Genomic DNA, 23,627 nt, shown 5'->3' on the forward strand with positions numbered 1-23,627 from the left:
GTAAAAAGAAGCCTAGTTAATTCAATATTTTCAATATTATTCAGTAGGTTACATTTTATTTTTGAAGTTCTTCTAAAAAGGTTGATTTTAAAAATCAGATAAAGTAGATTGCATTTAGCACTCTAGATGTTAGAGTGCTAAATATACACGAAACGGTTTATCACTGAGGTGAAACATGACTAAAGATTTATACGCATTAGCACTAACTGGGCAGCAAAGCGCAAGTGTTGAAGGTTACCTTCAATCTGTAAGCACAATACCTATGCTTGGCGCTGAGGAAGAGAAAAAACTTGCGACACGTCTTCAGGAAGAAGGGGATCTTAACGCGGCTAAGCAACTCATTATGTCTCATTTGAGATTCGTTGCTCACATTGCAAAAAGTTATTCGGGCTATGGCCTACCTCAGGCTGACTTGATCCAAGAGGGTAATATTGGATTGATGAAAGCAGTAAAGCGTTTTGACCCAAGCGTGGGTGTGCGTCTTGTTTCTTTTGCGGTACATTGGATCAAAGCAGAAATCCATGAATATGTATTAAAAAACTGGCGTATTGTTAAAGTTGCGACGACAAAAGCGCAGCGTAAATTATTCTTCAATCTGCGCAAAAATAAAAAGCGTTTAGGTTGGTTTAACCAAGACGAAGTGACAACGGTTGCAAACGAGCTTGGTGTAAGTGAGAAAGAAGTTCGCGAGATGGAGTCTCGTATGGCAGGCCAAGATATGGGCTTCGACCTATCCGCTGATGATGACGAAAGCCAAGCGGGTAACTTCTCTCCAGTACAGTATTTAACAGACACAAGTAGTGACCTTGCCGAAGAAGTTGAGCAAGAGCAGTGGCAAGAGCAGTCACATAATCGCCTATTTGCAGCACTGAAAACGCTTGATGAGCGTTCTCAAGATATCGTAAGTGCACGCTGGCTTGCTGACGAAAAGGCAACGCTACAAGATTTAGCTGAGAAATACAGCGTGTCGGCTGAGCGTGTACGCCAGCTAGAAAAGTCAGCAATGAAAAAGCTGCAAAACGCAATGAGCTAAATTTTGCAAAAATGATAAATCGTGTGTCAAATGCCGCTACTCAGCGGCATTTTTATTTTCTATAAACAGATCAGCACCTTAACTCTCATACCTAGAGACTCCTCTGGCAATCTCAAAACTATCATCATTTTGAGCTTACAAGTGTTCGCTTATTTTACTATAATGCGCGAGATTTTAATTCTGGAGTGGTTAAATTGATTGCCATTATACGAATTCTCTTATTAGCAGTGTTTATCATTGTTAGTGGTATTTGCGGATTGTTATTGTGTATTGTGCGCCCTTTTCATGCTAACAATGTGCACACGATAGCCAAATGGTATGGCTATATGTCAAAGTTGATAGGCGTTGAGTTGGTTATTACGCAGCATGAAAATGCCAAGCATGTTGTCCCCGCGATGTATGTTGCAAATCACCAAAATAATTATGATCTCTTTACGCTGCCGGCCGTGGTGCCAAAAAACACCGTCAGCATGGGGAAAAAAAGCTTAAAGTGGATCCCGTTCTTTGGGCAAATGTATTGGCTATCTGGCAACATTTTGATTGATAGAGCTAATCGTTCTAAAGCCTTAGGTACACTGACCAAATCAGCAAAAAAAATCACCGAGTCAAAACTATCGGTTTGGATGTTCCCTGAAGGAACCAGAAGCTATGGCCGCGGTTTGTTACCATTTAAAACTGGGGCATTTCACACTGCGATGAGTGCCAATGTGCCTATCATCCCAGTATGTATGAGTTCAACACATGAGCAGATAAAGCTAAATCGTTGGAATAATGGTAAGGTCTATATCGACATACTAGAACCAGAATATTTAGACCCGGAAGTGCCAGCAAGGGATCACGCTGCTCAGATCCATGCTAAAATGGCTCAAAGAATAGCTGAACTAGATGCAAAAGCGAGATTAAAATAATGGAAAACTGGCGTGAGATAAGTGAAGACATCGTTTCTTCATTGCTAGAAGACGGCTCAAACCCTGAAACGCTTTATGAAGTAGAACATCACTTTGTAAGTGAGGATTTTGACAAGCTGGAAGCAGCAGCATTAGCGGCATTTAAATTGGGCTATGATGTTGAAGAGCCAGCAGAGCTTGAACTCGAAGACGGCGGCAAAATTTGGGGCTTCGATGTTGTTGTAGAAGCCGAATTGGATACCGACGTTATCATGGAAGACGTAGACAAGTTAGAAAAGGTTGCATTAGACGCTGGCGTTGAATACGACGGCTGGGGAACTTATTTCCAAGAATAGCAATCGTATAAAACCCAGCATGTATACGGTGTTGGGTTTCCCCTCCTGGAACATTTCACAAATACCTAAAAATAGATCACTTAATTCAGCAAATTGGTATAACAAACGTTTTTTAGTGGTTGTAATTTCACCATACCTTTGTGTGAATTTAATCTGAATAGATGGTGTTTCACCTCATTCAATGGTATTAATATTCATTGGCTAACTACGTAGTGTAAGCGATTCATGCAGATTGTCCTCCCCATCGAAGATCTTAGACCAGGAATGTTTGTAGATAATGTTCACAAGCATAAGTCTGACGCGGGCATTAAGATCAAATCTCGGGGAATGGTCAGAGATGAAGCCATCATTCAAAAGCTGATTGATAAAGGGGTACTGGAGCTCACCATAGACTTTACGCAGAGTGATATTCCTGTACCACAGAAATATCAGCCGTCAGCAGAACCGGTCACTGAAGCGCCACAAGCCCCTGAAGAACCTGTCGCCAAAAATGGCATGGATGGTAGCCTTTCCACCGCTCGCAGCAAGCCAAAACCCAAAACCAAAACGGTGAGTAAAGAACAAACTTTGCAGCAAGAATTTGCGGTTGCGATGCAAAAGTTTGAAAAAAATAACCGTCAGATCCAAAGCCTCTATGGAGATGTTACATCGGGTTTGAAGGTCGATATGAGCCTCATCAATGAGGTAAGTAAAGACATCGTAGATTCGGTATTGCGTAATTCAAATGCGATGGCGATTTTAACTCGGATCAAAGACAAAGATGCCTACAATTGGCGTCATATGACCAACTGCGCAATTCTGATCACCGTATTTGCCAAGCACCTTGGTTTGCAACATCACATTATTGAACAGTTAGCCATGGGGGCGATGTTACATGACATTGGTCACGCTAAGTTACCGCAGGGGCTGATCAATAAGCCGGGTAATTTTACCGATCTTGAGTATCGTGCGGTCAAAAAACATGTGGCACAGTCGTTGGGGTTGAGTAAAGGTGAGTCTGGGATCACGCCTATTATGCTGGATATGATCATCAACCATCATGAGCGCTTAGATGGTACAGGCTATCCCAGAGGGATTAAAGAAGATGCACTCAGCACCGCGGCAAGAATGATGGCGATTGTGGATGTATACGACGCCATAACCTCAGATCAGCACCATAAAGAGGCTGATGAGCCTATTAATGCGTTACGCTTTTTATTGTCGAGTAAAAAGCAATTTGACCCTATTTTAGTGCAACGTTTTATTAAGTGTATGGGGGTTCACCCCGTAGGAACTATTGTTAAACTGACCAACGAGCGATTAGGATTGGTACTCGAAGGCAATAAACATGCACCCACCGCGCCTCTTGTACGAGTGTTTTACAATACCAAACATCTCCACCATGTTACGGCAAAAGATTTGGATTTAAGCGAGTCAGAGATCAAAGTGATCGCAAGTGTCAGGCCGCTTGATTATCAAATTAACCTCTCACGATTGCTAAGAGATCAATTATTGATTTAAGGTTTGGATTGCGCGACTGGGAAGAAAGCGTTTTTACAGCGTCTTTTGAGATTTTGCCATCTAGCAGAGAGCATTGCGCCAGTCATACAGCTTGCCATCATTAATATCCACAGTAATGTTCCCTTTTCCGAATGTAACGCCGCACAGCTTAGCAGCAGTGATAGCAGCGCTGCGACAATTGCACCTAGCCAGTATTGACTGACCGGATTATCACACTCTCCCGCGTGGCGACAGGCACAGTAGTTTGCTTTGCACAGGCAATATACGCTGAGACCGCAAAATACCAATGCGCAAACGATTAATGCTATCGACATGTTGTTCTCCTTGGCACGATTAGCACACAGAATGACTCATACTCAGATTGAAGAGTGTATATAAGGGATGAAGGTACGTCAATGATATTGGTAATTATTATCATTTGATAATTCATCTCATCAGATGAGTTTATAAAGTGCGTAATTTGTTCGTTATATGTTCACTTAATCAACGAAAAGTCGCAAAAAAGGAGATTTCTACTCCACTTTTAGGTAGGGTGTCATGAATTTATTATTCTGCCAATTTGGTGGGTGTGTGGCATAGCTGGATATTGGCTAGGTGAGCAAGGTCAAAGTGAGGCTACGCAGTGTTACTCGAATTGGTTTTTTTAACCATTACTCAGGAAATGGTTAGTTCACAGGGGATTAGAGTATGAACAAAGTATTATTAGGTCTTATCGCATCAGGTGCGATTTTATCGTCATCACAAGCACTAGCTGCCGCCTTCCAACTTGCGGAACAAAACGTATCTGGCCTTGGTCGTGCTTATGCGGGTGAAGCATCTGCAGCCGACGATGCGTCAGTGGTTGCACGCAATCCAGCATTGATGGGTAAGCTATCAGGCACGCAATTATCAGTAGCAGCTATGTATGTTCAACCGGACGTAAGCCTGACGGGAACAGGTACTAGCAATGGCATCCCTGCATCAGCGTTAAATGACAACAGTATCGCGCCAAGTGCTATTATTCCTGCTATTTATGCAACACACAGATATAATGACCAATGGTCGATTGGTGCAGGTATCTATTCACAGTTTGGCCTATCTACAGAATTCGATAAGGATTATGTTGCAGGTCAAATCGCGGGTGAAACTGAAATAAAGACTGTTAACTTAGGTATTTCTGCTGCTTACCAAATTGATGAGCAATGGAGCGTAGCGTTTGGTATTAATGAAGTTTATGCCGATGCTAAAATCGTCCGTAACCTTGGCGCGACAACGACAGGTTTGCCAGCAAGTACTCAAGCGGTACACTTAGAAGGTGACGATTATGGCTTTGGTTGGAACTTAGGCGTTGCTTATCAAATTGATGAAAACAACCTAATCGGCTTCCATTACCGTAGTGAAACAGATATCACATTTGATGGCCACTTTAGCAACGACTTACCAGCAGCGATTGGCGGCTTGAATGGCGCGTCACTACCAGGTTCAGTGGATGTAACGTTACCTGCGATTGCTGAGATCTCAGGTTCTCATAAACTAAACCAAGAAACCTCACTACACTACAGCGTACTTTGGACCGGCTGGAATAGTTTTGATGAACTTGAAGCTGTAGTTGGTAACGCAGGTTCAGTATTCACTAAAGAAGAGAATTTCTCTAATTCATTACGTTTTGCAGTTGGTGCTGACTATCAGCTTAGTAATGCGGTGAAACTACGTGCAGGTATGGCGTATGATGAATCACCAGCGGATGAAAACCATCTGTCTATCTCAATTCCTGATACAGACCGTACTTGGTACTCATTTGGTGCGGAGTATACACTTGCTAACCAAGCAACTGTAGATTTTGGGATCAGTGTTTTAAGAGGTAAAACACAAACTTTCACTGAAGCTGACAGATTCAGTGAGTGGGGCTATCGCTCTAAAGGCCATGCGATGATCTTTGGTCTTCAGTATAACCACAAGTTCTAATTGTGAGAGAACATTAAAAAAGCGGCATTTAGCCGCTTTTTACTTTTTATAGCATAACTTTCTATAGCATAGACTTAAGTTGATATAGCAAAGCATGAGCTTGCTTTGGTGTCATATCATCGGGATCCATATCAGCAAGTAGCGCTTCAACTTCTGAAGGCTCATTGGCAAGCATTAAGCTCTGCTGTACAGGTGCAGCTACATGAGTAGGCTTATCGCCAACGACACTCTGATGTTGCTCTAACAAAGCGAGTTTCTGTTTCGCCAACTTAATCACCGCTTTTGGCACGCCGGCAAGACTTGCTACCTGTAAACCAAAACTCTTACTTGCAGCTCCTTCCATTACTGTGTGTTTGAAGGCAATGGTATCGTTATGTTCAACGGCATCCAAGTGCACATTAACAAGGCCTGCTTGTTGCTCAGCCAATTCGGTTAACTCAAAATAATGAGTAGCAAACAGTGTTTTTGCTGCAATTTTGCTGGCGAGATAATCCGCTGTCGCATAAGCGAGTGATAAACCGTCATAGGTGCTAGTACCACGACCAATTTCGTCCATTAGCACCAATGATTGGGCGGTTGCATTGTTTAAAATGGTTGCAGTTTCGGTCATTTCAACCATAAAGGTTGAGCGCCCAGAGGCAAGGTCATCACTGGCACCAATGCGAGTAAAAATACGATCGACAATTCCGATGGTAGCTGCGCTTGCTGGTACATAGCTGCCGATATGCGCCATCAACACAATTAACGCGGTTTGACGCATATAGGTCGATTTACCACCCATATTTGGCCCAGTGATAATGAGCATTTTACGTTCATCGTTGAGTTTTACCGGGTTGGCAATGAATGGTTCTTTACTTACTTGTTCTACGACTGGATGGCGACCATCCACTAAATCAATTTCAGTGCCCTCGGTAAGCGTGGGCTTGCAATAGTCTAATGTTTGAGCACGTTCAGCTAAAGTGTTTAACACGTCCAAATCCGCAAGCGCTGCTGCCATGACTTGCAATTGTTCAATATAAGGAGCGATGAGTTCAAATAGCTCTTCATATAGGCGTTTTTCAAGTGCTAGTGCTTTCGATTGGCTTCCAAGCACTTTGTCTTCATGCTCTTTTAGCTCAGGAATAATATAGCGTTCGTTATTTTTCAGTGTTTGTCTGCGAATGTATTCCGCAGGCACTAAGTGCGAATTGGCGCGGCTGATCTCAATATAAAATCCGTGAACGCGGTTATACCCAATTTTTAATGTCGAGATCCCCGTGCGTTCGCGCTCTCTTTCTTCAAGTTTTTCTAAAACATCCGTGGCACCTGCGCTTAATGCGCGTAGCTCGTCAAGCTCTGCATTGTAGCCCTGTGCTATTACTCCACCATCACGAATGAGAACAGGGGGATTGTCGATAACCGCTCGTTCTAACAAATCTTGTAACTTAGGTAATGCCGGTGAGTGGCTAATGATAGACTTAAGTCTCGCATCCGTCGCATCTTGTAAAATATCATGCAATGGCGGTAACGCTTGTAATGCACTTCTTAAACGCGTTAGATCACGCGGACGAGCGGTAAACAACGCTAACCGTGCAACAACTCGTTCAATATCGCCAATGTGTTTTAGTGCATCGTAAACTTCCATGCATAGTTGTTGTTCGATAAGGCTCGCAATCGCATTGAGTCGAGCATTGAGTTCTTTGCGTTCGCGCACGGGCGTATGAATGCGGCGTTTTAGTAAGCGCGAACCCATGGCCGTTGAAGACTTATCTAAAATCTGCGCTAAGGTGTTTTCAACACCGCCAGAGAGGTTCAGTGTCAGCTCTAAGTTTTTGCGCGTCGCGGCATCTAAGATAACTGCGTGCTCATTCTTTTCGAGCGTGATCGCACGAATATGAGGTAATGCAGTGCGTTGCGTGTCTTTCACGTATTGCATGACACAACCCGCAGCAATTAAACCCATATTGGCATTGTCGACACCAAAACCGACTAAGTCGCGGGTTGCAAACTGCTGACAAAGTAAATGCTTTGCAGTGTCTAAATCGAACTCCCAATCTGGGCGGCGACGACTGCCCTTTATGCTTTCTAGCACTAAAAGGTTCTGAAATGATTCTGGATATAACAATTCTGCGGGCTGCAAGCGCTGTAACGTGGAATTAAGTGCTTCGTCAGTCTGTAGTTCTACGATATTAAATCGGCCCGAGTTAATATCAAGATAGGCAACGCCATAACCTAAGTTTTTTGGATGTTGGTAGACTGCCGCAAGTAAATTATCTTGGCGTTCTTGTAATAGTGCTTCGTCGGTGACGGTACCTGGAGTAACAATGCGCACAACTTTACGTTCTACAGGACCTTTACTGGTCGCAGGGTCGCCAACTTGCTCACAAATAGCAACAGATTCACCCAGTTGTACTAAGCGAGCTAGGTAGTTTTCAACTGCATGGTAGGGAACACCCGCCATTGGGATCGGATTGCCACCGGCTTTGCCGCGATAGGTTTGAGAAATATCGAGAAGCTGCGCCGCTCTGATGGCATCGTCAAAGAAGAGTTCATAAAAGTCGCCCATGCGATAGAACAGCAAGATTTCTTGATGCTGAGCTTTAATTCGCAGGTATTGCTGCATCATTGGGGTTTGTTGGTTTATAGTGTGTTCTGAATATAGATCTGACGACATTGTTGATACCTAAAAGGTTTTCCTATGGAGCACTACAAAGAGATAGCCGAATATGCGGCACAATTGGGCGCTATTCTAACGAATAACGGCGTAACAATCACTACCGCAGAGTCATGTACAGGCGGTGGGGTGAGTTATGCGTTAACAGATACGCCGGGAAGCTCTGCATATATAGAACGTTGTTTTGTGACATACAGTAATCAAGCTAAGCACGAATTATTGGGAGTATCGCAACAAACCCTAACGCAATTTGGTGCCGTGAGCGAGCAAACGGTTTTGGAAATGGTCAAAGGCGCTCAGCAGGCAGCTCATGCTGAAGTTGCCATTGCTGTGTCTGGTATCGCAGGACCGACTGGGGGCAGTGCTGATAAGCCAGTAGGTACTGTATGGTTTGCTATTGCAAATAGTGACAAAGTTCAGGCATTTCACCAAGTATTTACTGGAAATAGGGCTAAAATAAGAGTTCAAGCTATTGAATTTGCATTAAAAAACACTATAGCGATGGTGAAATCATAAAATTCTACTTGATACTGTAATTTCATACAGTATACTAGGTGTCATTACGCTGAATTGGAGAAGCAAATGAACGATAACAAGCAAAAGGCATTAGACGCAGCACTATCACAAATTGAGCGTCAGTTTGGTAAAGGCTCAATCATGAAACTGGGTGAGAACAAGGCGCTAGATATTGAAGCCATCTCAACTGGTTCACTAGGCCTGGATATTGCACTTGGTATCGGCGGCTTACCAACTGGTCGTATTGTTGAAATCTATGGTCCAGAATCATCAGGTAAAACAACGCTAACATTACAAGCAATTGCAGAAGCGCAGAAGCTTGGTAAAACATGTGCGTTCGTTGATGCTGAACACGCACTCGATCCAATCTATGCTGAAAAGCTAGGCGTTAATGTTGATGAGCTATTAGTATCACAGCCCGACACCGGTGAACAAGCGCTTGAAATTTGTGACATGTTAGTTCGTTCTGGTGCGGTTGATTTGGTTGTTATTGACTCGGTAGCGGCACTTACCCCTAAAGCTGAAATCGAAGGCGATATGGGTGACTCACACGTTGGTTTGCAGGCTCGACTCATGTCACAAGCATTGCGTAAGCTTACTGCTAATATCAAACGCTCGAACACATTATGTATTTTCATCAACCAAATTCGTATGAAGATTGGTGTGATGTTTGGTAACCCTGAAACCACAACTGGTGGTAACGCGCTTAAATTTTATGCATCTGTACGTCTTGATATTCGTCGTATCGGTTCAGTGAAAGAAGGTGATGAGGTTGTTGGTAACGAAACTCGTGTTAAGGTTGTGAAAAACAAAGTAGCACCACCATTTAAGCAAGCTGAGTTCATCATCATGTACGGTGAAGGTACGTCGAAACAAGGTGAGTTGATAGACTTAGGTGTGAAACACAAACTGGTTGATAAAGCGGGTGCTTGGTTTAGCTACAACGGCAATAAAATTGGCCAGGGTAAAGCAAACTCAATTAAGTTCTTGAAAGAAAATGTTGAGATTGCCAACGAAATTGAAGGCAAGTTGAGAGAAATGCTCCTAGCGCAAGCGGTTATTATGCCTGAAGAGGGAGAAGATAAAGGTCTTGCTGAAGTTGAAGACGATTTAGAGCTATAGGCTAGTCACTCAAGCTTAACTGCTCGCGAGCAAGCTTGAGCTATATTTTAAAAAGCCCAAAGGTTAACCTTTGGGCTTTTTACGTTTTATAAAAGTTTACTTTTGATAACAAAGAGATAGTTATCGATTAATCCGAACAATACAGCTATTTTGATATAAAAATAAAATACGTTGTTTGATTTTCAGCTATTAATCCACCTTTTCAACAAGTTATGTAACTTGCCTTGATGCTTTACATCATCAATCTTATTGAAAGCAGAAAAATTAGGCAAATTGGGGTGATTTCGACTATGGTTTTCTGGTAAAATCTGCGCCTAATTTTTTCTAAGTGAATTTGCAATGGGTAAAAACGTCGTTGTATTAGGCACCCAATGGGGTGACGAAGGTAAAGGTAAAGTAGTTGACCTACTTACAGATAAGGCTTCTTTAGTTGTTCGCTACCAAGGCGGACACAATGCTGGCCATACACTAGTAATTAACGGTGAGAAAACGGTACTACACTTGATCCCATCAGGTGTACTACGCGAAGACGTTAAATGTGTAATTGGTAATGGTGTAGTACTTGCACCAGATGCACTAATGAAAGAAATCCACATGCTTGAAGCGCGTGGCGTTCCTGTACGTGAGCGTCTATTGATCAGCGAAGCATGTCCTTTGATCTTGCCTTACCACGTTGCACTAGACCAAGCGCGTGAACTAGCGCGTGGTGAAAAAGCCATTGGTACAACTGGCCGTGGTATCGGTCCTGCGTACGAAGATAAGGTTGCACGTCGTGGTTTACGTGTTGGCGATCTTTTCAACCCAGAGCAATTTGCTGCGAAGCTTAAAGAAGTACTAGAGTTCCACAACTTCGCCTTGGTTAACTACTACAAAGTAGACCCAGTAGACTTCCAGAAGACATACGATGATGCAATGGAAGTAGCAAAAGTACTTAAGTCAATGATTGTTGACGTTACTGAACTACTTGATCAAGCGCGTAATGCTGGCGACCATATTCTATTTGAAGGTGCGCAAGGTACACTACTTGATATCGACCATGGTACTTATCCGTACGTAACCTCATCAAACACGACGGCTGGTGGTGTTGCGACAGGTGCAGGTTTTGGTCCGCTACACTTAGATTACGTTTTAGGTATTGTTAAAGCTTACACAACTCGTGTTGGTTCAGGTCCTTTCCCTACAGAGCTTTACGATGGTCAAGACAAGCAAGACCCAGTTGGCAGACACTTAGGCGAGAAAGGCAACGAGTTTGGCGCAACAACTGGTCGTTTACGTCGTACCGGTTGGTTTGATGCAGTGGCAATGCGCCGTGCAGTTCAAATCAACAGCATCAGTGGTTTCTGCTTAACTAAACTAGACGTACTTGATGGTTTAGAAAAAGTGAAAATCTGTACTGGTTACCAATTAGAAGACGGCACTGTGACTAATGTGACTCCTCTTGCTGCTGAAGGCTATGAGAAAGTGACTCCAGTATATGAAGAAATGCCTGGTTGGAGCGAAAACACCTTTGGTGCAACTTCTGTTGAGCAACTTCCAGAAGCCGCTATCAACTATATCAAGCGCCTAGAAGAAATCACTGGTGTGCCAATTGATATCATCTCAACAGGCCCAGACCGCGTTGAGACAATGATTGTTCGCAACCCTTTTGCTGAATAATCCTGCTGTCGATTGATAAAGAAAAAAGCTGCTACGGCAGCTTTTTTTGTGTCTATTACCCTACAAGTTTTTGTCTTTCTGCCGATAACTAAGTGAATGTTTGCTCAGATGATGAAATTAGACTTCGCTTTGGCGTAAATAATGCTTAATCAAATTTGAGTGTCGATGTTGCTGCAGAGCAAGTAATTTGCCTTTGCAGCCTGCTATAGTTAAACAATCAGCTTTACTTTGATGGGTCTTCGATGAATTACTTACTTCGTTATTTTGCAGCTTCAGCATTGAGTGTTTCCTTAAGTCTCAGTATACAGAGCAAAGTATCTGCCGAAGAGGCTATCGAAGCTGTGCCTTTGTATACGCAACAAGAGCTACTAGCGCTCATTGAAAAAAATCAACACCTTGCTCGGGTTAAAGCGGATGAGTGCCAGCTGGTTAAAGATATTGAAGCGCGTGCTGAGATCATGGCGCTGCCTTCGTATCAGTTTCTTTATGGTGACATGTTAGCTTATGCCGTGTGTGTAGACAGAGATGTTGAGCTCGGCCTTTATTATATGAAAAGGGCAGCAGAGCAGGGCCTTGCGGCGGCGCTTGAACAATTAGGTCGCTACTATGATGTTGGTCAGTTGGTGCAAGAAGATAAAGCGATGGCGGTAATCTATCTGAGAGAAGCCGCAGCACTTGGCAACTTAAACGCTCAGTTAAGACTCGTAGATGTATTTAATCAAGGTCATGGTAGTCCAAGAGATTATGAAGATGCCTATCGATGGTTGTTCCATTCCGCCGTTGCAGATAAAAAGCTACATAAGCGGATCCAGGTAGCACTAGGGCAATTGGCAAACAAAATGCCTGATAGCGTGGTCAAGCGCGCGAGATTGCCTATATAACCTGAAGCTCAGGTTAACTCCGTGGGATAAATAGGTATTACTTTCAGCAGGTTTTGAGTAGAAAGTAAAAGCGGCGTAAGTTACGCCGCCTTTGCTTGTTTCTATATAAAGCCGGTAAAGCTAGCTTATTTCTTATCCAAATCTCAGGTTAAGTAATTTGTTGGCTGCTAAGCTTTGCACCAATTTGGCCTTCTTTATTCGTATTTGGATCTTTAAGCACCGTTAATTTAGGCGGTTGCAACGCCAATACGCGGTCGCCTTCTTCTGGAAGCTTTTTCATATCAGAGGTAAACGGGCGGATCAAGATGGGTTCCTCATCTTTGTTCTGCTCTGTGAGTACAAACAGTGGGATTGCTTCACTGTTAACCTCTTTATACTGTTCCCATTTAAACTCTTCTGAGATCCGCGTTACGCTCACTTTACCGCCCTTAGCCATCATGCTACTTAGCTTGGCGTAATTACCTTCGTCGCCAAATAAGATTTGGCGAGAAAGGAAAGTGGCGCTATCTTTGTTCGCCTTAGCGTGGTTAGTGGATGATTTGAGCGAATAAACACATTGATCGCCAAGTAAGTGAGAAAAGTACTGTACACCCAAAGCGTTGTGGTGACGGTTAGGTGAAAGCGCTAGCACTGACTTTAAGCTGGTCAACGGGAGGTAACGCTCGGCATGTTCCGACTGTGGGTTACCATAGTAACAAGGCAGTCCGTCCATTCTTGCCATTTTGCAGTTTTCCCATGCGGGATCGGAGAGATAAACATCAATATTTTGGTCTTTTAAGCCTTTAGCCACCGCTCTAGCTACATGGTTTGCACCAATGATAAGTAAGGTATTGGGCTTTGGTTGACGTACTCCTAAAAGACGTGCGAAAGGCGTTGCCGTTAGGCTTTGTAGTACCACGGTGACAATGATGACGGTGAAAATAAGCGGCACCATTTTATCCGCATCTGCTATCTGTGATTTGGTCATACTTAACGCAAAAACTGAGCCTACAGCTGCAGCAACAATGCCTCGAGGAGCTATCCAGCTTAACAGAATACGAGACTTTATCGGTAAGTCAGTATTGAACGTCGATAAGAATATCGACAGTGGTCGAGCAATAAATAATACTACAGCAAGAAAGATAAAGACGTCGGTGTCTAACAGCATTAAATCTTCTAATTTGAGTCGTGCCGCGAGTAAGATAAATAAGCTCGAAATCAGGATCATTGAGAGATCTTCTTTAAACTCTAATACTGAGTCTATTTCCAAGTCATCTTGGTTAGCGAGCCAAATACCAAAGATGGTCACGGCAAGTAGGCCTGACTCATGACTCAGATGATTCGATAGCGTAAAGCTAAACAACACGAGCGCTAAAATGGCGAATTTGTGAAGCTCGAAAGGAAGCCACTCTTTTCTTATTAGGTAAGTGGTGAGATAACCTGATGCGACTCCGATACTTATCCCCACACCGAGTGTTGATACAAGCGCCCATAGGGTGTGACTGAAGATACCTTCGCCACCAACTAAAGAGACGGCTTCAAATACGAGTACCGCAAAGAGTGCACCAATAGGGTCTATGACTATACCTTCCCAACGTAAAATACGGTCTATGTCTTTGTCTGGGCGCATCGCGTTCAGCATCGGGGCAATAACCGTTGGACCGGTCACGACAAGTACTGCGCCCAATACGGCGGCAACTTGCCAGTTAAGCTCCAGCACGAAAATTGCGGTTGTTGCTATCACCGCAAAGGTTGCTAACATCCCGATAGAACAGAGATTTCGTACGACCTTACCAATTCCTTTGAGTTCTTTAAAATGCAGGGTTAGTGAACCTTCAAAAAGGATAACGGCAACGGAAAGTGAGACGACGGGAAAGAGTAAATCCCCGAGTAAGGCATCTGGATCCAGCGTGCCACTAAATGGCCCCAAAGCAAGACCAATAAGAAGTAAAAACAAAATTGCAGGAACCTTAAAGGCCCAAGCAAGCCATTGTGCTATTACAGAACATACTGCAATACCTGCAATGTAGATTGCTGACATAGATTCTCCCCGGTTGGATTATCCCAACATTTTTATCAGTATAGCTAGCATCCAGTTATAACACAGCGCGAATGAGGGTAAAGTGAATAAATTACTGAAAATAAGGTATTATAAAATTGATTTATGGTGGTCATAAATAATTAACATGGGATAGGGTTGCAATCTTACCCGAGCTTACGTTAAGGTAATAAGCGTTCAAGGCGTGGGGTAAATCGCGCCGTCATTCACAATCTACTCATTACGCAATTATTCATTGCGGTACAGCCTTTCCGGCCGCACCAAACCATGGTGGCCCTGTTGGAAACGGCTCGACGTCAAGGGTTAAGTACTTGATGTCACAATCAATCTTCTATTAGTGAAATGTCAGCCAGTTAACGATTGTTGCTGTGTCTGGGTTTAGCATGTGTGGCGACATGATGGGAATGAAGTCTTCGCCGTCGCACGTCTGTTTGTTTTATCTATTTGCCGACTTTTAGGTCGATGCATTGCGCTTTCTGTTGTCTTCTAATAGGAGATATTTGGAGTACCAACTCGTGAGTGGGTGGTTAATTTAATGCAGGAATTTATGTCGATGAAACAGTCAAAACGTATAGTAATCAAGATCGGGAGTGCGTTGATCGCGCCAGAGCAAGATGGGTGTCGATCCCGCTATTTACTCAGCATCGCGCAATTCATCGTGCGTTGTCGAGCCAGAGGTATCGAAGTAATCCTCGTCTCTTCAGGTTCAGTCGCAGCAGGGTCGCACTTATTTCCTAATTCAGAGCAGCCGAGCATTGCGGTGAAAAAAGCGATGGCGGCAGCTGGCCAAACCGAGATGATGGCTACGTGGGACCGTTTCTTTGACTTCCCATCGGCGCAGATATTGCTGACTCACGGCGACCTGCGTGACAGGGAAAGATATACCAGTATTCGTGAAACAATATTCACTTTACTCGATCATGGAATACTGCCTATTATCAATGAAAATGACACCGTAACCACGGACGATCTGAAGGTGGGTGATAACGATAATTTATCTGCCATGGTAGCGGGCGCTGCAGATGCCGACGGGCTAATTATTTGCTCCGACGTCAGTGGTTTATATAACAAAAACCCTAATTTACATGCTGATGCAGAGCTGATCTCTGAAGTGACAGAGATCACTGAAGAAATCTACGATATGGCAGGCTGTCCAACGAGTAAGGTTGGCACCGGTGGTATGAAGACTAAAATTGAAGCTGCTGAAAAGGCGACGTCTCACGGTATAGATACCTATATTGTTAACGGCTTCGAAGAGACAACCTTTGAATTGTTGTTGGCGGGAAAAAATCCAGGCACGGTATTTACAGCCTATGATAAACCGATGCAAGAAGCGGTGCATTGGATGACTCACACAGCATCAGAGCAAGGTGAGCTAGTCGTAGATAGCGATTATGGCTCAGGCGAAAACCAAGTGGTGGGTCAGTTAAGTGGTGATGAAATCACTGAAGTAAAAGGTGAGTTTTCTGTTGGAGATACCGTACTCGTGAGGAGCAAAGATGGTAAGCGCTTAGCCAAAGCAACCACCAATTACAGTAGCTGCCTATTAAACTTTTTAACTGAACATGAAGAGAATCCGATCAGCGAAAGAATTCAAGATAGTATCGGACCCGTTATTTCAGAACAAGATATTGCATTATTGGAGAAGTCATAAGACATGAGTTTAATCACAGATATTTCATCACAGGCTGCAAAAGCAGCGAAACAGTTAGCACTATTATCTACAGAGCAAAAAAATGCAGTGTTAGCAGATATGGCAAAAGGGATCCGTGAAAACAGCGATGCCATTATTAAAGCCAATGAAGCTGATTTAGCTGCTGCTCGTGATAACCAGCTTAGCGACGCCATGATAGATAGATTAACGCTTAACCAAGCGCGGATTGAAAGCATGGCTGAAGGTATCGAAACCATCATTCGACTGGACGATCCAGTGGGTGCACGTAGAGACATGGGTGTAAGACCAAATGGCATTAAAATCAGCAAAATGCGAGTGCCACTTGGTGTTGTTTGCATGATTTATGAGGCGCGCCCCAATGTCACCGCTGACGCAGGTGCGCTGTGTTTTAAATCAGGTAATGGTGTTATTTTACGTGGTGGTAAAGAGGCGTTAGCGAGTTCTTTAGAGATCGCAAAAGCGATGCATAAGGCGCTTGAAAAACATAACCTACCTGCCGCGTTGGTTTCTGTTATTCCGGATCCAGATCGCGCATTGCTAATGGAGCTGATGCAGCAAAAAGAATATATCGACCTTATCATCCCACGCGGCGGTGAGGGTCTAATCAATTTCGTTACTGAGAATAGTACGGTGCCAGTGATACAGCATTTTAAAGGCGTGTGTCACTTGTATATAGATAAAGCGGCCGATCTCGATAAAGCAATGGCGCTTCTGTTAAACGGTAAAACGCAGCGTACTGGTGTATGTAATGCGCTTGAAGGGTTAATCGTTCATCAAGATATCGCTCCGACTTTTTTACCGAAAGTTGCTGCAGCACTGGCAGAAAGGGGTGTGAAAATTAATGCGTGTAAGCAAACCGTAGCTTATTTTGATAATGCAGTTGAGTTAAGCGATGACGAATTTGGTGAAGAATACTTGAGCCTTGAAATAGCGGTTCGTCAGGTTGCTGATTTTAATGCAGCGCTTGCACATATTGATCGCTTTGGTAGTCACCATACCGAAGTTATCTGTACGGAAGACAAAGCAGCTGCTGATTTGTTCCAACGCGGTGTAGATGCGTCGGTTGTGATGGTTAACGCCTCTTCACGCTTTAGTGATGGTTCAGCGTTAGGTTTAGGTGCCGAGATTGGTATTGCTACCACCAAATTGCACGCTTACGGACCTATGGGCTTGGAGTCGCTAACAACCGAAAAGTTTTTAGTGAATGGTGAAGGCCAAATCAGAGAATAATGAACAGATGCTGCTTGAGTAGATGGAAGAATCATACTCAGTAGTATACACAGAATGACATAAGTAACTGCAAAGCTCGGGTCGAAAGACTTGGGCTTTTTTCTTTTCGATTTAGGGTGTTAATTTTGTAAGAAGTAAGAAGTAAGAAGTAAGAAGTAAGAAGTAAGAAGTAAGAAGTAAGAAGTAAGAAGTAAGAAGTAAGAAGTAAGAAGTAAGAAGTAAGAAGTAAGAAGTAAGAAGTAAGAAGTAAGAAGTAAGAAGTAAGAAGTAAGAAGTAAGAAGTAAGAAGTAAGAAGTAAGAAGTAAGAAGTAAGAAGTAAGAAGTAAGAAGTAAGAAGTAAGAAGTAAGAAGTAAGAAGTAAGAAGTAAGAAGTAAGAAGTAAGAAGTAAGAAGTAAGAAGTAAGAAGTAAGAAGTAAGAAGTAAGAAGTAAGAAGTAAGAAGTAAGAAGTAAGAAGTAAGAAGTAAGAAGTAAGAAGTAAGAAGTAAGAAGTAAGAAGTAAGAAGTAAGAAGTAAGAAGTAAGAAGTAAGAAGTAAGAAGTAAGAAGTAAGAAGTAAGAAGTAAGAAGTAAGAAGTAAGAAGTAAGAAGTAAGAAGTAAGAAGTAAGAAGTAAGAAGTAAGAAGTAAGAAGTAAGAAGTAAGAAGTAAGAAGTAAGAAGTAAGAAGTAAGAAGTAAGAAGTAAGAAGTAAGAAGTAAGAAGAGCGGAAAGTGGTGGAGCTAAGCAGGATCGAACTGCTGACCTCCTGCGTGCAAGGCAGGCGCTCTCCCAGCTGAGCTATAGCCCCACATTCCGTCAGTAGACGAAGCGAAATTTAATCATTTTTTATATTCCCGTCAACCCCAGACAAAAAATTTCGCTATTTTTTTATAGTCTTTGTTACACTGAACTGAAAATAAAACGAATTAAGCGAATTATGGTTCTGCGTCATATCTTTTCTATTCTCATTATTGGGCTGCTAGCGAGTTGTGCATCACAGCCTGATGAGCCTGAACTTATTATCGAAAAACAATCTCTTCATAAGCGTCTTTCGCCAACTGGTGATAAAGAATTTGCTTTCATTGTCACGGTACAAGCAACACCTCGAATGGAGCTGGATGCAAGTAAGCCAATATCAAGGAGAGAACTAAAACGCTTTGCCGAGTTTGAGCGTATTGAAGATTCCCCCTCTCTAAAACTCAAGCTAGAAGAGCAAGCCGTCGCCTTGTTAAAACCGGCTTTGATTGAGGCGGACTACTGTAATTCAGGTCATAAAATTACCGATGTATACTGGCGACAGCGTAGCGTTCAGTTACGAGGTAAGTGTTTGTGATCAGAAACAATCCAAGTGCACTTGCAGAGCGGCTCGCTCAGCTAGATATCAACTATCTCAATTATGAGCATCCACCGTTACATACTTGTCTAGATGCTGACAACTTGAAGTTAGAGAGAAAAGGGACGCGACTGAAAAACCTCTTTCTTCGAGATAATTATGGAAAGCGACACTTTCTTTTTATTATTCCTGCAGATAAGCAAGTTGATCTAAAAGCGCTGTCTAAATCTCAAGGGGTGTCGCGTTTAGGTTTTGCATCGACGGACAGACTAGCAAAGTATTTAGGAGTGGAACAAGGCTGTGTGTCAGCACTCTCACTGCATAACGACAGTGAGCAACGAGTCGAATTATGGCTTGATAGTGAACTGCAATCTGCGCACTTATGGCAGTGTCATCCCCTAGTGAATACTAAAACTTGGGTGTTAACGCTCGAAGATTTAAAGCGCTTTTGGCAAGTCACTGGACACTCACCTCACTGGGTTGACTGTGTTTCTCAAGCTCAGAACTAAGCCGACCGTACAAACGATAAAAAGTGACGCACAAAACCAAGCGATACCAGCTTGCTCATAAATCAAACCCGGAAGATAAGACCCCAGCACGCCTCCGGAATAATAAAACGAAACATAAGCGCCATTGGTGACGGTTGCTGGAGCCTGACTAATACTGTTGGCTAATGGTGCAGCGGTTGAATGGATCACAAACATACAGGCGCAGAATAGCGTAAATAAGACCACAAAAAAGAATACAGACGTCACGGGTAATAGCGCAATGGTTGTAGCATAGATGAAGAACATCGCAGCTAAAAATCGCCAGGTAGAATGAAATTTACTTTGTAGCCAAGGTGTAACGATAGATCCTAAAGCACCAACCAAATAGCCTGTATAGACCCAGCCCACTTTACTGGGATCGGTTAAATTAAAGTCGTACTTGAGTATAAAAGGTAAAAAGTTGAGTAGCCCCGCGAAGCAAAAAAACATACAAAATACAGAGCTATATAATCTCACTAGGCGCGATTGCTTGAGTGGTGCCAGGTAGTCCCTGATCCTTGTCGCGTGAATTATTGGTGGTTTGTTCTCGCTGGCTCGAATGCTAAATGACAGCACAATCAATAACAATGCGTTTAGGTAATAGAAACTTTGCCACTCAAACCAGACTGCAAAGTTGGCCGCAAGTGTACGGCCAAAATAACCTCCGGCTATGGTACTTCCGATGTACAAGCTCATGTTTCTTTTCAACTGCGAGCCGCTAAACTGTTGGCCGATATAACCTGTCATCGCAGTGAGTGCAGCAGGTAATAATAGTCCTTGAATTAACCGGGTAAACAAGAGCCCTGAAAACGAAGTCATTGAAGCAAATGCTACACTGCTGAGTGCCAATAGCAGCATGGTCCATTTTAAAATGCGCAGCGGATTAGACTTTGCCAGCAATAATCCGTAGCAGATTGGCGCGATAGCCAGAGGTAGCATAGTTGCTGACATCAGCATGCCTGCATCTGACGCTGACACACTAAATTGCTCCGCAAACTCAGCCAGCAGCGGCTGCGGTGCGTAAAGCACAAAAAAAATGGTAACAGAGCAAAGCAATAGGTGTATGACGGGCATTAAGCGATAAGGCTTTTTATTTCGATGAGTTAGCTTAAATTAAAGCAAACTAGATGACAATTTTTTGCGCTAAATCACGGTGTGCAACAATAATTTTGGTAGTTTTACATTAGATTGAACGATTCCTCTCTGGTCAATCGAAATTGCTGAGTTAAAATAGTGAAAAGTCTATTTTACGGAGTTGCATGATGGGTTCACTGCAAGATCAGTTGCTAAAAGCAGGTCTAACAACTGAGCACAAAGCGAAAGTTGCAAAAACACAAAAGCGTAAACAGCAGAAGAAAAAGAAAAAGGGCGCAACGAGCGACCAAACAGACCTCCAAAAACATATTGAGCAAACAAAGCTTGAGCAGCAAAAGCGTGCCGAAGAGCTAAATAAAGCGAAGCAAGAAACGCTAAAAGATAAAGAGCAAATTGCTCGCGTGAAGCAGATCTTAGAACATCATAACCAAGATGAGATCCGCGGCAATGTGACCTTTAACTTCACATACCAAAATAAGGTGAAGGAGTTAGAAGTTAATTCCGAAACACAAAAAGCGCTATCGAAGGGGCGTTTAGCGATTTGTGTGTTAGAAGAGCAGTTCTACGTACTACAAGATGAACCTGCTAGAAAGATTGCAGAGGTAGACGAGAAGTATATCGTTTTCCATGTTGAGGACAATCAGCAAGGTGATGAGGATGACCCTTACGCTGACTTTGAAGTCCCAGATGATTTGATGTGGTAGTGATTAGGCTTTAGGTCAAACTTTAGTCTACACTGACTTACAACGTTAACCGTCAATAAAAAGAGTAATGATATGAGCAAGATGAAAAAACTACTAGTAGGGACTACGGTGGCAATTTGCGCACTAGGTTCAGCAAGTTCAATGGCTGCAGATGGTAAAGCATTGTATACAGCAAAGATGTGCCAAACCTGTCATGGTGCAGAAGGTAAAGCACCGATCATGCCTCTGTATCCAAAGCTAAATGGTCAAAACAAAGAGTATTTGGCTGCGCAGATGAAAGATATCAAATCAGGTAAACGTAACAATGGTATGTCAGCGGCGATGAAAGCGATGGTTGCTAATGTCACTGACGCTGAAATCGATGCGATTGCAGAGTATCTATCTAAAGTTGAATAACATCAAAGTTAGATATCAAAGATAATAAAAAACCACCGTTCGCGGTGGTTTTTAGTTGAAGATATAATTAAGCTAATTTAGACTTCTATACATCCATATGTGGAGTCAATAAGGGATCCCCATGTTCGAATTACCTCAGTTAAATTTAAAAGACAAAGTAAGCGCAGAAGAATGGCAACTGCGTGTTGACCTTGCCGCTTGCTATCGACTGGTTGAGCACTTTCGTTGGGGAGATCTAATTTATACGCATATGTCGGCGCGTTTGCCGGGGACGGATCATTATTTAGTAAACGCCTTTGGCCTGACCTTTGATGAAGTCACCGCTTCCAATTTGGTGAAGGTCGATCTCGAAGGAAATATTCTTGATGATACGCCATTTAAGATTAATCCGGCGGGCTTTACCATTCACAGTGCAATCCATGAGGTGCGAGAAGATGCGCATTGCGTTATTCACCTCCATACCAAAGAAACGATTGCAGTCGCGAGTGTAGAATGTGGTTTATTGCCTTTGAGTCAGCATAGCATGTTCTCTTTACCATCACTGTCATATCATGGCTATGAAGGCTTAGCAGTGAATATGGATGAGAAAAAGCGCCTGCAGGATGACTTAGGTACAACTAATCATATGCTGCTGGTGAACCACGGTGGTTTAACTGTTGGACCATCGGTAGGCGATGCCTTTATGCGTTTTTATGACTTACAGCGTGCATGCGAGATTCAAGTTGCGATTCAAGCAACGGGACAACAAGCGGTACCTGTACCACAACCCATTATTGATAACATTTATAACCAAGCGAATGTCGTGCATAGCGGTAGCACCGGTGGTCAATTAGCATGGCCTGCAATGCTTCGTAAAGCTTACCGCTTAGACCCAAGCTTTGCTCAATAGGAGTCAACATGAAAGTTAATCGCGTCGAAGTTTTCGATATTCATTGTCCAGATAGACCTGCTTGGACCCCCGTTTTTGTTCGTATTCACACCGATGAAGGTATCTCAGGGGTTGGTGAAGCAGGGCTTGCATACGACCTAGGTCACAGCGCTGCGGCCAGTATGATCAAAGAAATGGCTGAAGCTTTTTTGATTGGTCATGACCCCTTTCAAACTGAGCTGCTTTGGTCGCGTATGCTGAGAGAAAGCTTTTGGGGTTTAGGCGGCGGACCTGTGGTATATGCGGCGATGTCGGCAATAGATACCGCGCTTTGGGATATTAAAGGTAAAGCCTTAAATCTACCTGTTTATCAATTGCTTGGTGGTAAAGTGAACCCTGAACTTCGCACCTATGCCTCGCAATTACAGTTTGATTGGGATAGCGAGTTTAAAGCACTAGTTCAACCACACGAATATGCTGAAGCGGCTCACAAAGCCATTGCTGAAGGGTACGATGCGGTTAAAGTTGACCCAATTCAGTACGATAAAGATGGCAACACCTACTACGATAGAACTAAGCTTATCTCGCGCGCGGAAATGAAATTATACCGTGCAAGAATGAAAGCAATACGTGAAGCGGTAGGTGATGAAGTCGACATTATTTTTGAATGCCACAGCTTACCGGGCGCGACATCTGCCATTCAAATTGCAGATATCGCTGAAGAATTTGATTGTATGTATTATGAAGAGCCAGTGAATTATCTTAACCACTCTTTACATGCGAAGGTAGCAAACAAGACCTCTGTACCAATCGCAGGTGGTGAGCGTTTGTATAATCGCTGGGGTGTTCGCCCTTATTTTGAAGATCAAAGTATTGATGTACTGCAGCCAGATATTGGCCTATGTGGTGGCTTTACGGAAACCAAGAAAGTATGTGATTACGCCGATATCTTTGATATCCGTATTCAGGCGCACGTCTGTGGTGGCCCGGTTGCAACCGCAGCTTCATTACACTTGGAAACCGCGATCCCAAACTTCCTGATCCATGAGCACCATACTTACGCAATTAAAAAGTGGAACAGGGAGCTATGCTTGCAAGACCCGCAGCCTAAGAATGGTATCTTTAGAGTGTCAGAAGAGCCGGGGCTTGGTATTGAGCTAAACGATGAAGTCGTGATGCGCTCAGCCCGTGTGGAAATTAAGTAGACATCCGACGCTCAGCTTAAATACCTGAT

21 protein-coding genes and 1 tRNA gene are annotated in these 23,627 nt (G+C 43.2%); 17 read left to right on the forward strand and 5 right to left on the reverse strand.

Annotated elements, in window-relative coordinates:
* Window positions 1–175 precede the first annotated feature (175 nt).
* From rpoH to A587_RS0116515, 4 genes are all read left to right on the forward strand, one after another.
* Window positions 176–1,033: an RNA polymerase sigma factor RpoH gene (gene rpoH / locus A587_RS0116500; RefSeq protein WP_010374102.1), complete on the forward strand. Its 858-nt coding sequence runs from the start codon at window positions 176–178 to the stop codon at window positions 1,031–1,033.
* Window positions 1,034–1,227: 194 nt separating this feature from the next.
* Entirely contained in the window at window positions 1,228–1,941 is a 714-nt protein-coding gene (locus A587_RS0116505; RefSeq protein ID WP_010374100.1) for a 1-acylglycerol-3-phosphate O-acyltransferase, read from the forward strand.
* On the forward strand, window positions 1,941–2,276 hold the full coding sequence (gene rraB / locus A587_RS0116510; RefSeq protein ID WP_010374098.1) for a ribonuclease E inhibitor RraB: 336 nt from the start codon (window positions 1,941–1,943) through the stop codon (window positions 2,274–2,276). The genes A587_RS0116505 and rraB overlap by 1 nt, the downstream gene beginning before the upstream one ends.
* A 225-nt stretch (window positions 2,277–2,501) precedes the next feature.
* Window positions 2,502–3,776 carry an HD-GYP domain-containing protein gene (locus A587_RS0116515; protein ID WP_017218474.1) on the forward strand — a complete coding sequence of 425 codons (1,275 nt, stop codon included), beginning with the start codon at window positions 2,502–2,504 and terminating at the stop codon, window positions 3,774–3,776.
* Here A587_RS0116515 and A587_RS0116520 read toward each other — a convergent pair.
* Window positions 3,773–4,090, reverse strand: coding sequence for a hypothetical protein (locus A587_RS0116520; protein ID WP_010374094.1), 318 nt, complete (start codon window positions 4,088–4,090; stop codon window positions 3,773–3,775). The genes A587_RS0116515 and A587_RS0116520 overlap by 4 nt on opposite strands.
* 373 nt (window positions 4,091–4,463) lie before the next feature.
* Between A587_RS0116520 and A587_RS0116525 the strand changes: the two genes are divergently transcribed.
* Complete coding sequence (locus A587_RS0116525) at window positions 4,464–5,720, forward strand: outer membrane protein transport protein (protein WP_017218475.1); 1,257 nt, start codon at window positions 4,464–4,466, stop codon at window positions 5,718–5,720.
* Between the two features lie 61 nt (window positions 5,721–5,781).
* On the opposite strand, the gene mutS is transcribed toward A587_RS0116525, so the two are convergent.
* On the reverse strand, window positions 5,782–8,373 hold the full coding sequence (gene mutS / locus A587_RS0116530) for a DNA mismatch repair protein MutS (RefSeq protein ID WP_017218476.1): 2,592 nt from the start codon (window positions 8,371–8,373) through the stop codon (window positions 5,782–5,784).
* A 24-nt stretch (window positions 8,374–8,397) separates the two neighbouring features.
* Here mutS and A587_RS0116535 point away from each other — a divergent pair, with 24 nt between their 5' ends.
* From A587_RS0116535 to A587_RS0116550, 4 genes are all read left to right on the forward strand, one after another.
* Window positions 8,398–8,889, forward strand: a complete 492-nt coding sequence (locus tag A587_RS0116535) for a CinA family protein (RefSeq protein ID WP_017218477.1) — start codon at window positions 8,398–8,400, stop codon at window positions 8,887–8,889.
* A gap of 66 nt (window positions 8,890–8,955) precedes the next feature.
* Window positions 8,956–10,011, forward strand: a complete 1,056-nt coding sequence (gene recA, locus A587_RS0116540; protein ID WP_017218478.1) for a recombinase RecA — start codon at window positions 8,956–8,958, stop codon at window positions 10,009–10,011.
* 339 nt (window positions 10,012–10,350) lie between these two features.
* Window positions 10,351–11,667: an adenylosuccinate synthase gene (locus A587_RS0116545; protein WP_010378944.1), complete on the forward strand. Its 1,317-nt coding sequence runs from the start codon at window positions 10,351–10,353 to the stop codon at window positions 11,665–11,667.
* A 242-nt stretch (window positions 11,668–11,909) separates the two neighbouring features.
* Window positions 11,910–12,548, forward strand: coding sequence for a tetratricopeptide repeat protein (locus tag A587_RS0116550; RefSeq protein WP_017218479.1), 639 nt, complete (start codon window positions 11,910–11,912; stop codon window positions 12,546–12,548).
* Window positions 12,549–12,696: 148 nt separating this feature from the next.
* Here the strand turns inward: A587_RS0116550 and A587_RS0116555 are convergent, their stop codons facing one another.
* Entirely contained in the window at window positions 12,697–14,568 is a 1,872-nt protein-coding gene (locus tag A587_RS0116555) for a cation:proton antiporter (protein ID WP_017218480.1), read from the reverse strand.
* A 565-nt stretch (window positions 14,569–15,133) separates the two neighbouring features.
* Between A587_RS0116555 and proB the strand changes: the two genes are divergently transcribed.
* Both proB and A587_RS0116565 read left to right on the forward strand, forming a co-directional pair.
* Window positions 15,134–16,240: a glutamate 5-kinase gene (gene proB / locus A587_RS0116560; RefSeq protein ID WP_026001031.1), complete on the forward strand. Its 1,107-nt coding sequence runs from the start codon at window positions 15,134–15,136 to the stop codon at window positions 16,238–16,240.
* A gap of 3 nt (window positions 16,241–16,243) precedes the next feature.
* A complete protein-coding gene (locus tag A587_RS0116565) occupies window positions 16,244–17,491 on the forward strand; it encodes a glutamate-5-semialdehyde dehydrogenase (RefSeq protein ID WP_017218482.1) in 1,248 nt (415 codons plus the stop codon).
* A gap of 711 nt (window positions 17,492–18,202) precedes the next feature.
* On the opposite strand, the gene A587_RS0116570 is transcribed toward A587_RS0116565, so the two are convergent.
* A tRNA-Ala gene (locus A587_RS0116570) sits at window positions 18,203–18,278 on the reverse strand.
* 129 nt (window positions 18,279–18,407) lie between these two features.
* Between A587_RS0116570 and A587_RS0116575 the strand changes: the two genes are divergently transcribed.
* Both A587_RS0116575 and A587_RS0116580 read left to right on the forward strand, forming a co-directional pair.
* Complete coding sequence (locus tag A587_RS0116575) at window positions 18,408–18,803, forward strand: hypothetical protein (protein WP_017218483.1); 396 nt, start codon at window positions 18,408–18,410, stop codon at window positions 18,801–18,803.
* Window positions 18,800–19,312 carry a prolyl-tRNA synthetase associated domain-containing protein gene (locus tag A587_RS0116580; RefSeq protein WP_017218484.1) on the forward strand — a complete coding sequence of 171 codons (513 nt, stop codon included), beginning with the start codon at window positions 18,800–18,802 and terminating at the stop codon, window positions 19,310–19,312. Before A587_RS0116575 ends, A587_RS0116580 begins: the two co-directional genes overlap by 4 nt.
* Here the strand turns inward: A587_RS0116580 and A587_RS0116585 are convergent.
* The gene (locus A587_RS0116585; RefSeq protein WP_017218485.1) at window positions 19,271–20,404 is read right to left on the reverse strand and encodes an MFS transporter; all 1,134 of its coding nucleotides are present in this window, start codon (window positions 20,402–20,404) and stop codon (window positions 19,271–19,273) included. The two genes, A587_RS0116580 and A587_RS0116585, sit on opposite strands and share 42 nt — an antisense overlap.
* Before the next feature lie 188 nt (window positions 20,405–20,592).
* Here A587_RS0116585 and A587_RS0116590 point away from each other — a divergent pair, with 188 nt between their 5' ends.
* The 4 genes from A587_RS0116590 to A587_RS0116605 all read left to right on the forward strand — a co-directional run bounded on the left by A587_RS0116590 (window position 20,593) and on the right by A587_RS0116605 (window position 23,598).
* Complete coding sequence (locus tag A587_RS0116590) at window positions 20,593–21,129, forward strand: DUF2058 domain-containing protein (protein WP_010378951.1); 537 nt, start codon at window positions 20,593–20,595, stop codon at window positions 21,127–21,129.
* Between the two features lie 72 nt (window positions 21,130–21,201).
* Window positions 21,202–21,525, forward strand: a complete 324-nt coding sequence (locus tag A587_RS0116595; RefSeq protein ID WP_017218486.1) for a c-type cytochrome — start codon at window positions 21,202–21,204, stop codon at window positions 21,523–21,525.
* A 121-nt stretch (window positions 21,526–21,646) separates the two neighbouring features.
* Window positions 21,647–22,414, forward strand: coding sequence for a class II aldolase/adducin family protein (locus A587_RS0116600; protein ID WP_017218487.1), 768 nt, complete (start codon window positions 21,647–21,649; stop codon window positions 22,412–22,414).
* Between the two features lie 8 nt (window positions 22,415–22,422).
* Window positions 22,423–23,598, forward strand: a complete 1,176-nt coding sequence (locus A587_RS0116605) for a mandelate racemase/muconate lactonizing enzyme family protein (protein ID WP_017218488.1) — start codon at window positions 22,423–22,425, stop codon at window positions 23,596–23,598.
* Window positions 23,599–23,627 lie beyond the last annotated feature (29 nt).

This window comes from Pseudoalteromonas sp. NJ631 (assembly GCF_000276645.1).
Taxonomy (GTDB): Bacteria; Pseudomonadota; Gammaproteobacteria; order Enterobacterales; family Alteromonadaceae; genus Pseudoalteromonas; species Pseudoalteromonas piscicida.

Excerpts from the sequence above, each read along its gene's own strand:
- A587_RS0116525 (WP_017218475.1), top strand. The coding sequence starts at position 4,464 with ATGAACAAAGTATTATTAGGTCTTATCGCATCAGGTGCGATTTTATCG.
- A587_RS0116600 (WP_017218487.1), top strand. The coding sequence starts at position 21,647 with ATGTTCGAATTACCTCAGTTAAATTTAAAAGACAAAGTAAGCGCAGAA.
- A587_RS0116555 (WP_017218480.1), bottom strand. The coding sequence starts at position 14,568 with ATGTCAGCAATCTACATTGCAGGTATTGCAGTATGTTCTGTAATAGCA.
- A587_RS0116520 (WP_010374094.1), bottom strand. The coding sequence starts at position 4,090 with ATGTCGATAGCATTAATCGTTTGCGCATTGGTATTTTGCGGTCTCAGC.
- A587_RS0116515 (WP_017218474.1), top strand. The coding sequence starts at position 2,502 with ATGCAGATTGTCCTCCCCATCGAAGATCTTAGACCAGGAATGTTTGTA.
- A587_RS0116575 (WP_017218483.1), top strand. The coding sequence starts at position 18,408 with ATGGTTCTGCGTCATATCTTTTCTATTCTCATTATTGGGCTGCTAGCG.
- mutS (WP_017218476.1), bottom strand. The coding sequence starts at position 8,373 with ATGTCGTCAGATCTATATTCAGAACACACTATAAACCAACAAACCCCA.
- rraB (WP_010374098.1), top strand. The coding sequence starts at position 1,941 with ATGGAAAACTGGCGTGAGATAAGTGAAGACATCGTTTCTTCATTGCTA.
- A587_RS0116550 (WP_017218479.1), top strand. The coding sequence starts at position 11,910 with ATGAATTACTTACTTCGTTATTTTGCAGCTTCAGCATTGAGTGTTTCC.
- A587_RS0116595 (WP_017218486.1), top strand. The coding sequence starts at position 21,202 with ATGAGCAAGATGAAAAAACTACTAGTAGGGACTACGGTGGCAATTTGC.
- A587_RS0116590 (WP_010378951.1), top strand. The coding sequence starts at position 20,593 with ATGGGTTCACTGCAAGATCAGTTGCTAAAAGCAGGTCTAACAACTGAG.
- A587_RS0116605 (WP_017218488.1), top strand. The coding sequence starts at position 22,423 with ATGAAAGTTAATCGCGTCGAAGTTTTCGATATTCATTGTCCAGATAGA.
- recA (WP_017218478.1), top strand. The coding sequence starts at position 8,956 with ATGAACGATAACAAGCAAAAGGCATTAGACGCAGCACTATCACAAATT.
- A587_RS0116535 (WP_017218477.1), top strand. The coding sequence starts at position 8,398 with ATGGAGCACTACAAAGAGATAGCCGAATATGCGGCACAATTGGGCGCT.
- A587_RS0116545 (WP_010378944.1), top strand. The coding sequence starts at position 10,351 with ATGGGTAAAAACGTCGTTGTATTAGGCACCCAATGGGGTGACGAAGGT.
- proB (WP_026001031.1), top strand. The coding sequence starts at position 15,134 with ATGTCGATGAAACAGTCAAAACGTATAGTAATCAAGATCGGGAGTGCG.
- A587_RS0116585 (WP_017218485.1), bottom strand. The coding sequence starts at position 20,404 with ATGCCCGTCATACACCTATTGCTTTGCTCTGTTACCATTTTTTTTGTG.
- rpoH (WP_010374102.1), top strand. The coding sequence starts at position 176 with ATGACTAAAGATTTATACGCATTAGCACTAACTGGGCAGCAAAGCGCA.
- A587_RS0116565 (WP_017218482.1), top strand. The coding sequence starts at position 16,244 with ATGAGTTTAATCACAGATATTTCATCACAGGCTGCAAAAGCAGCGAAA.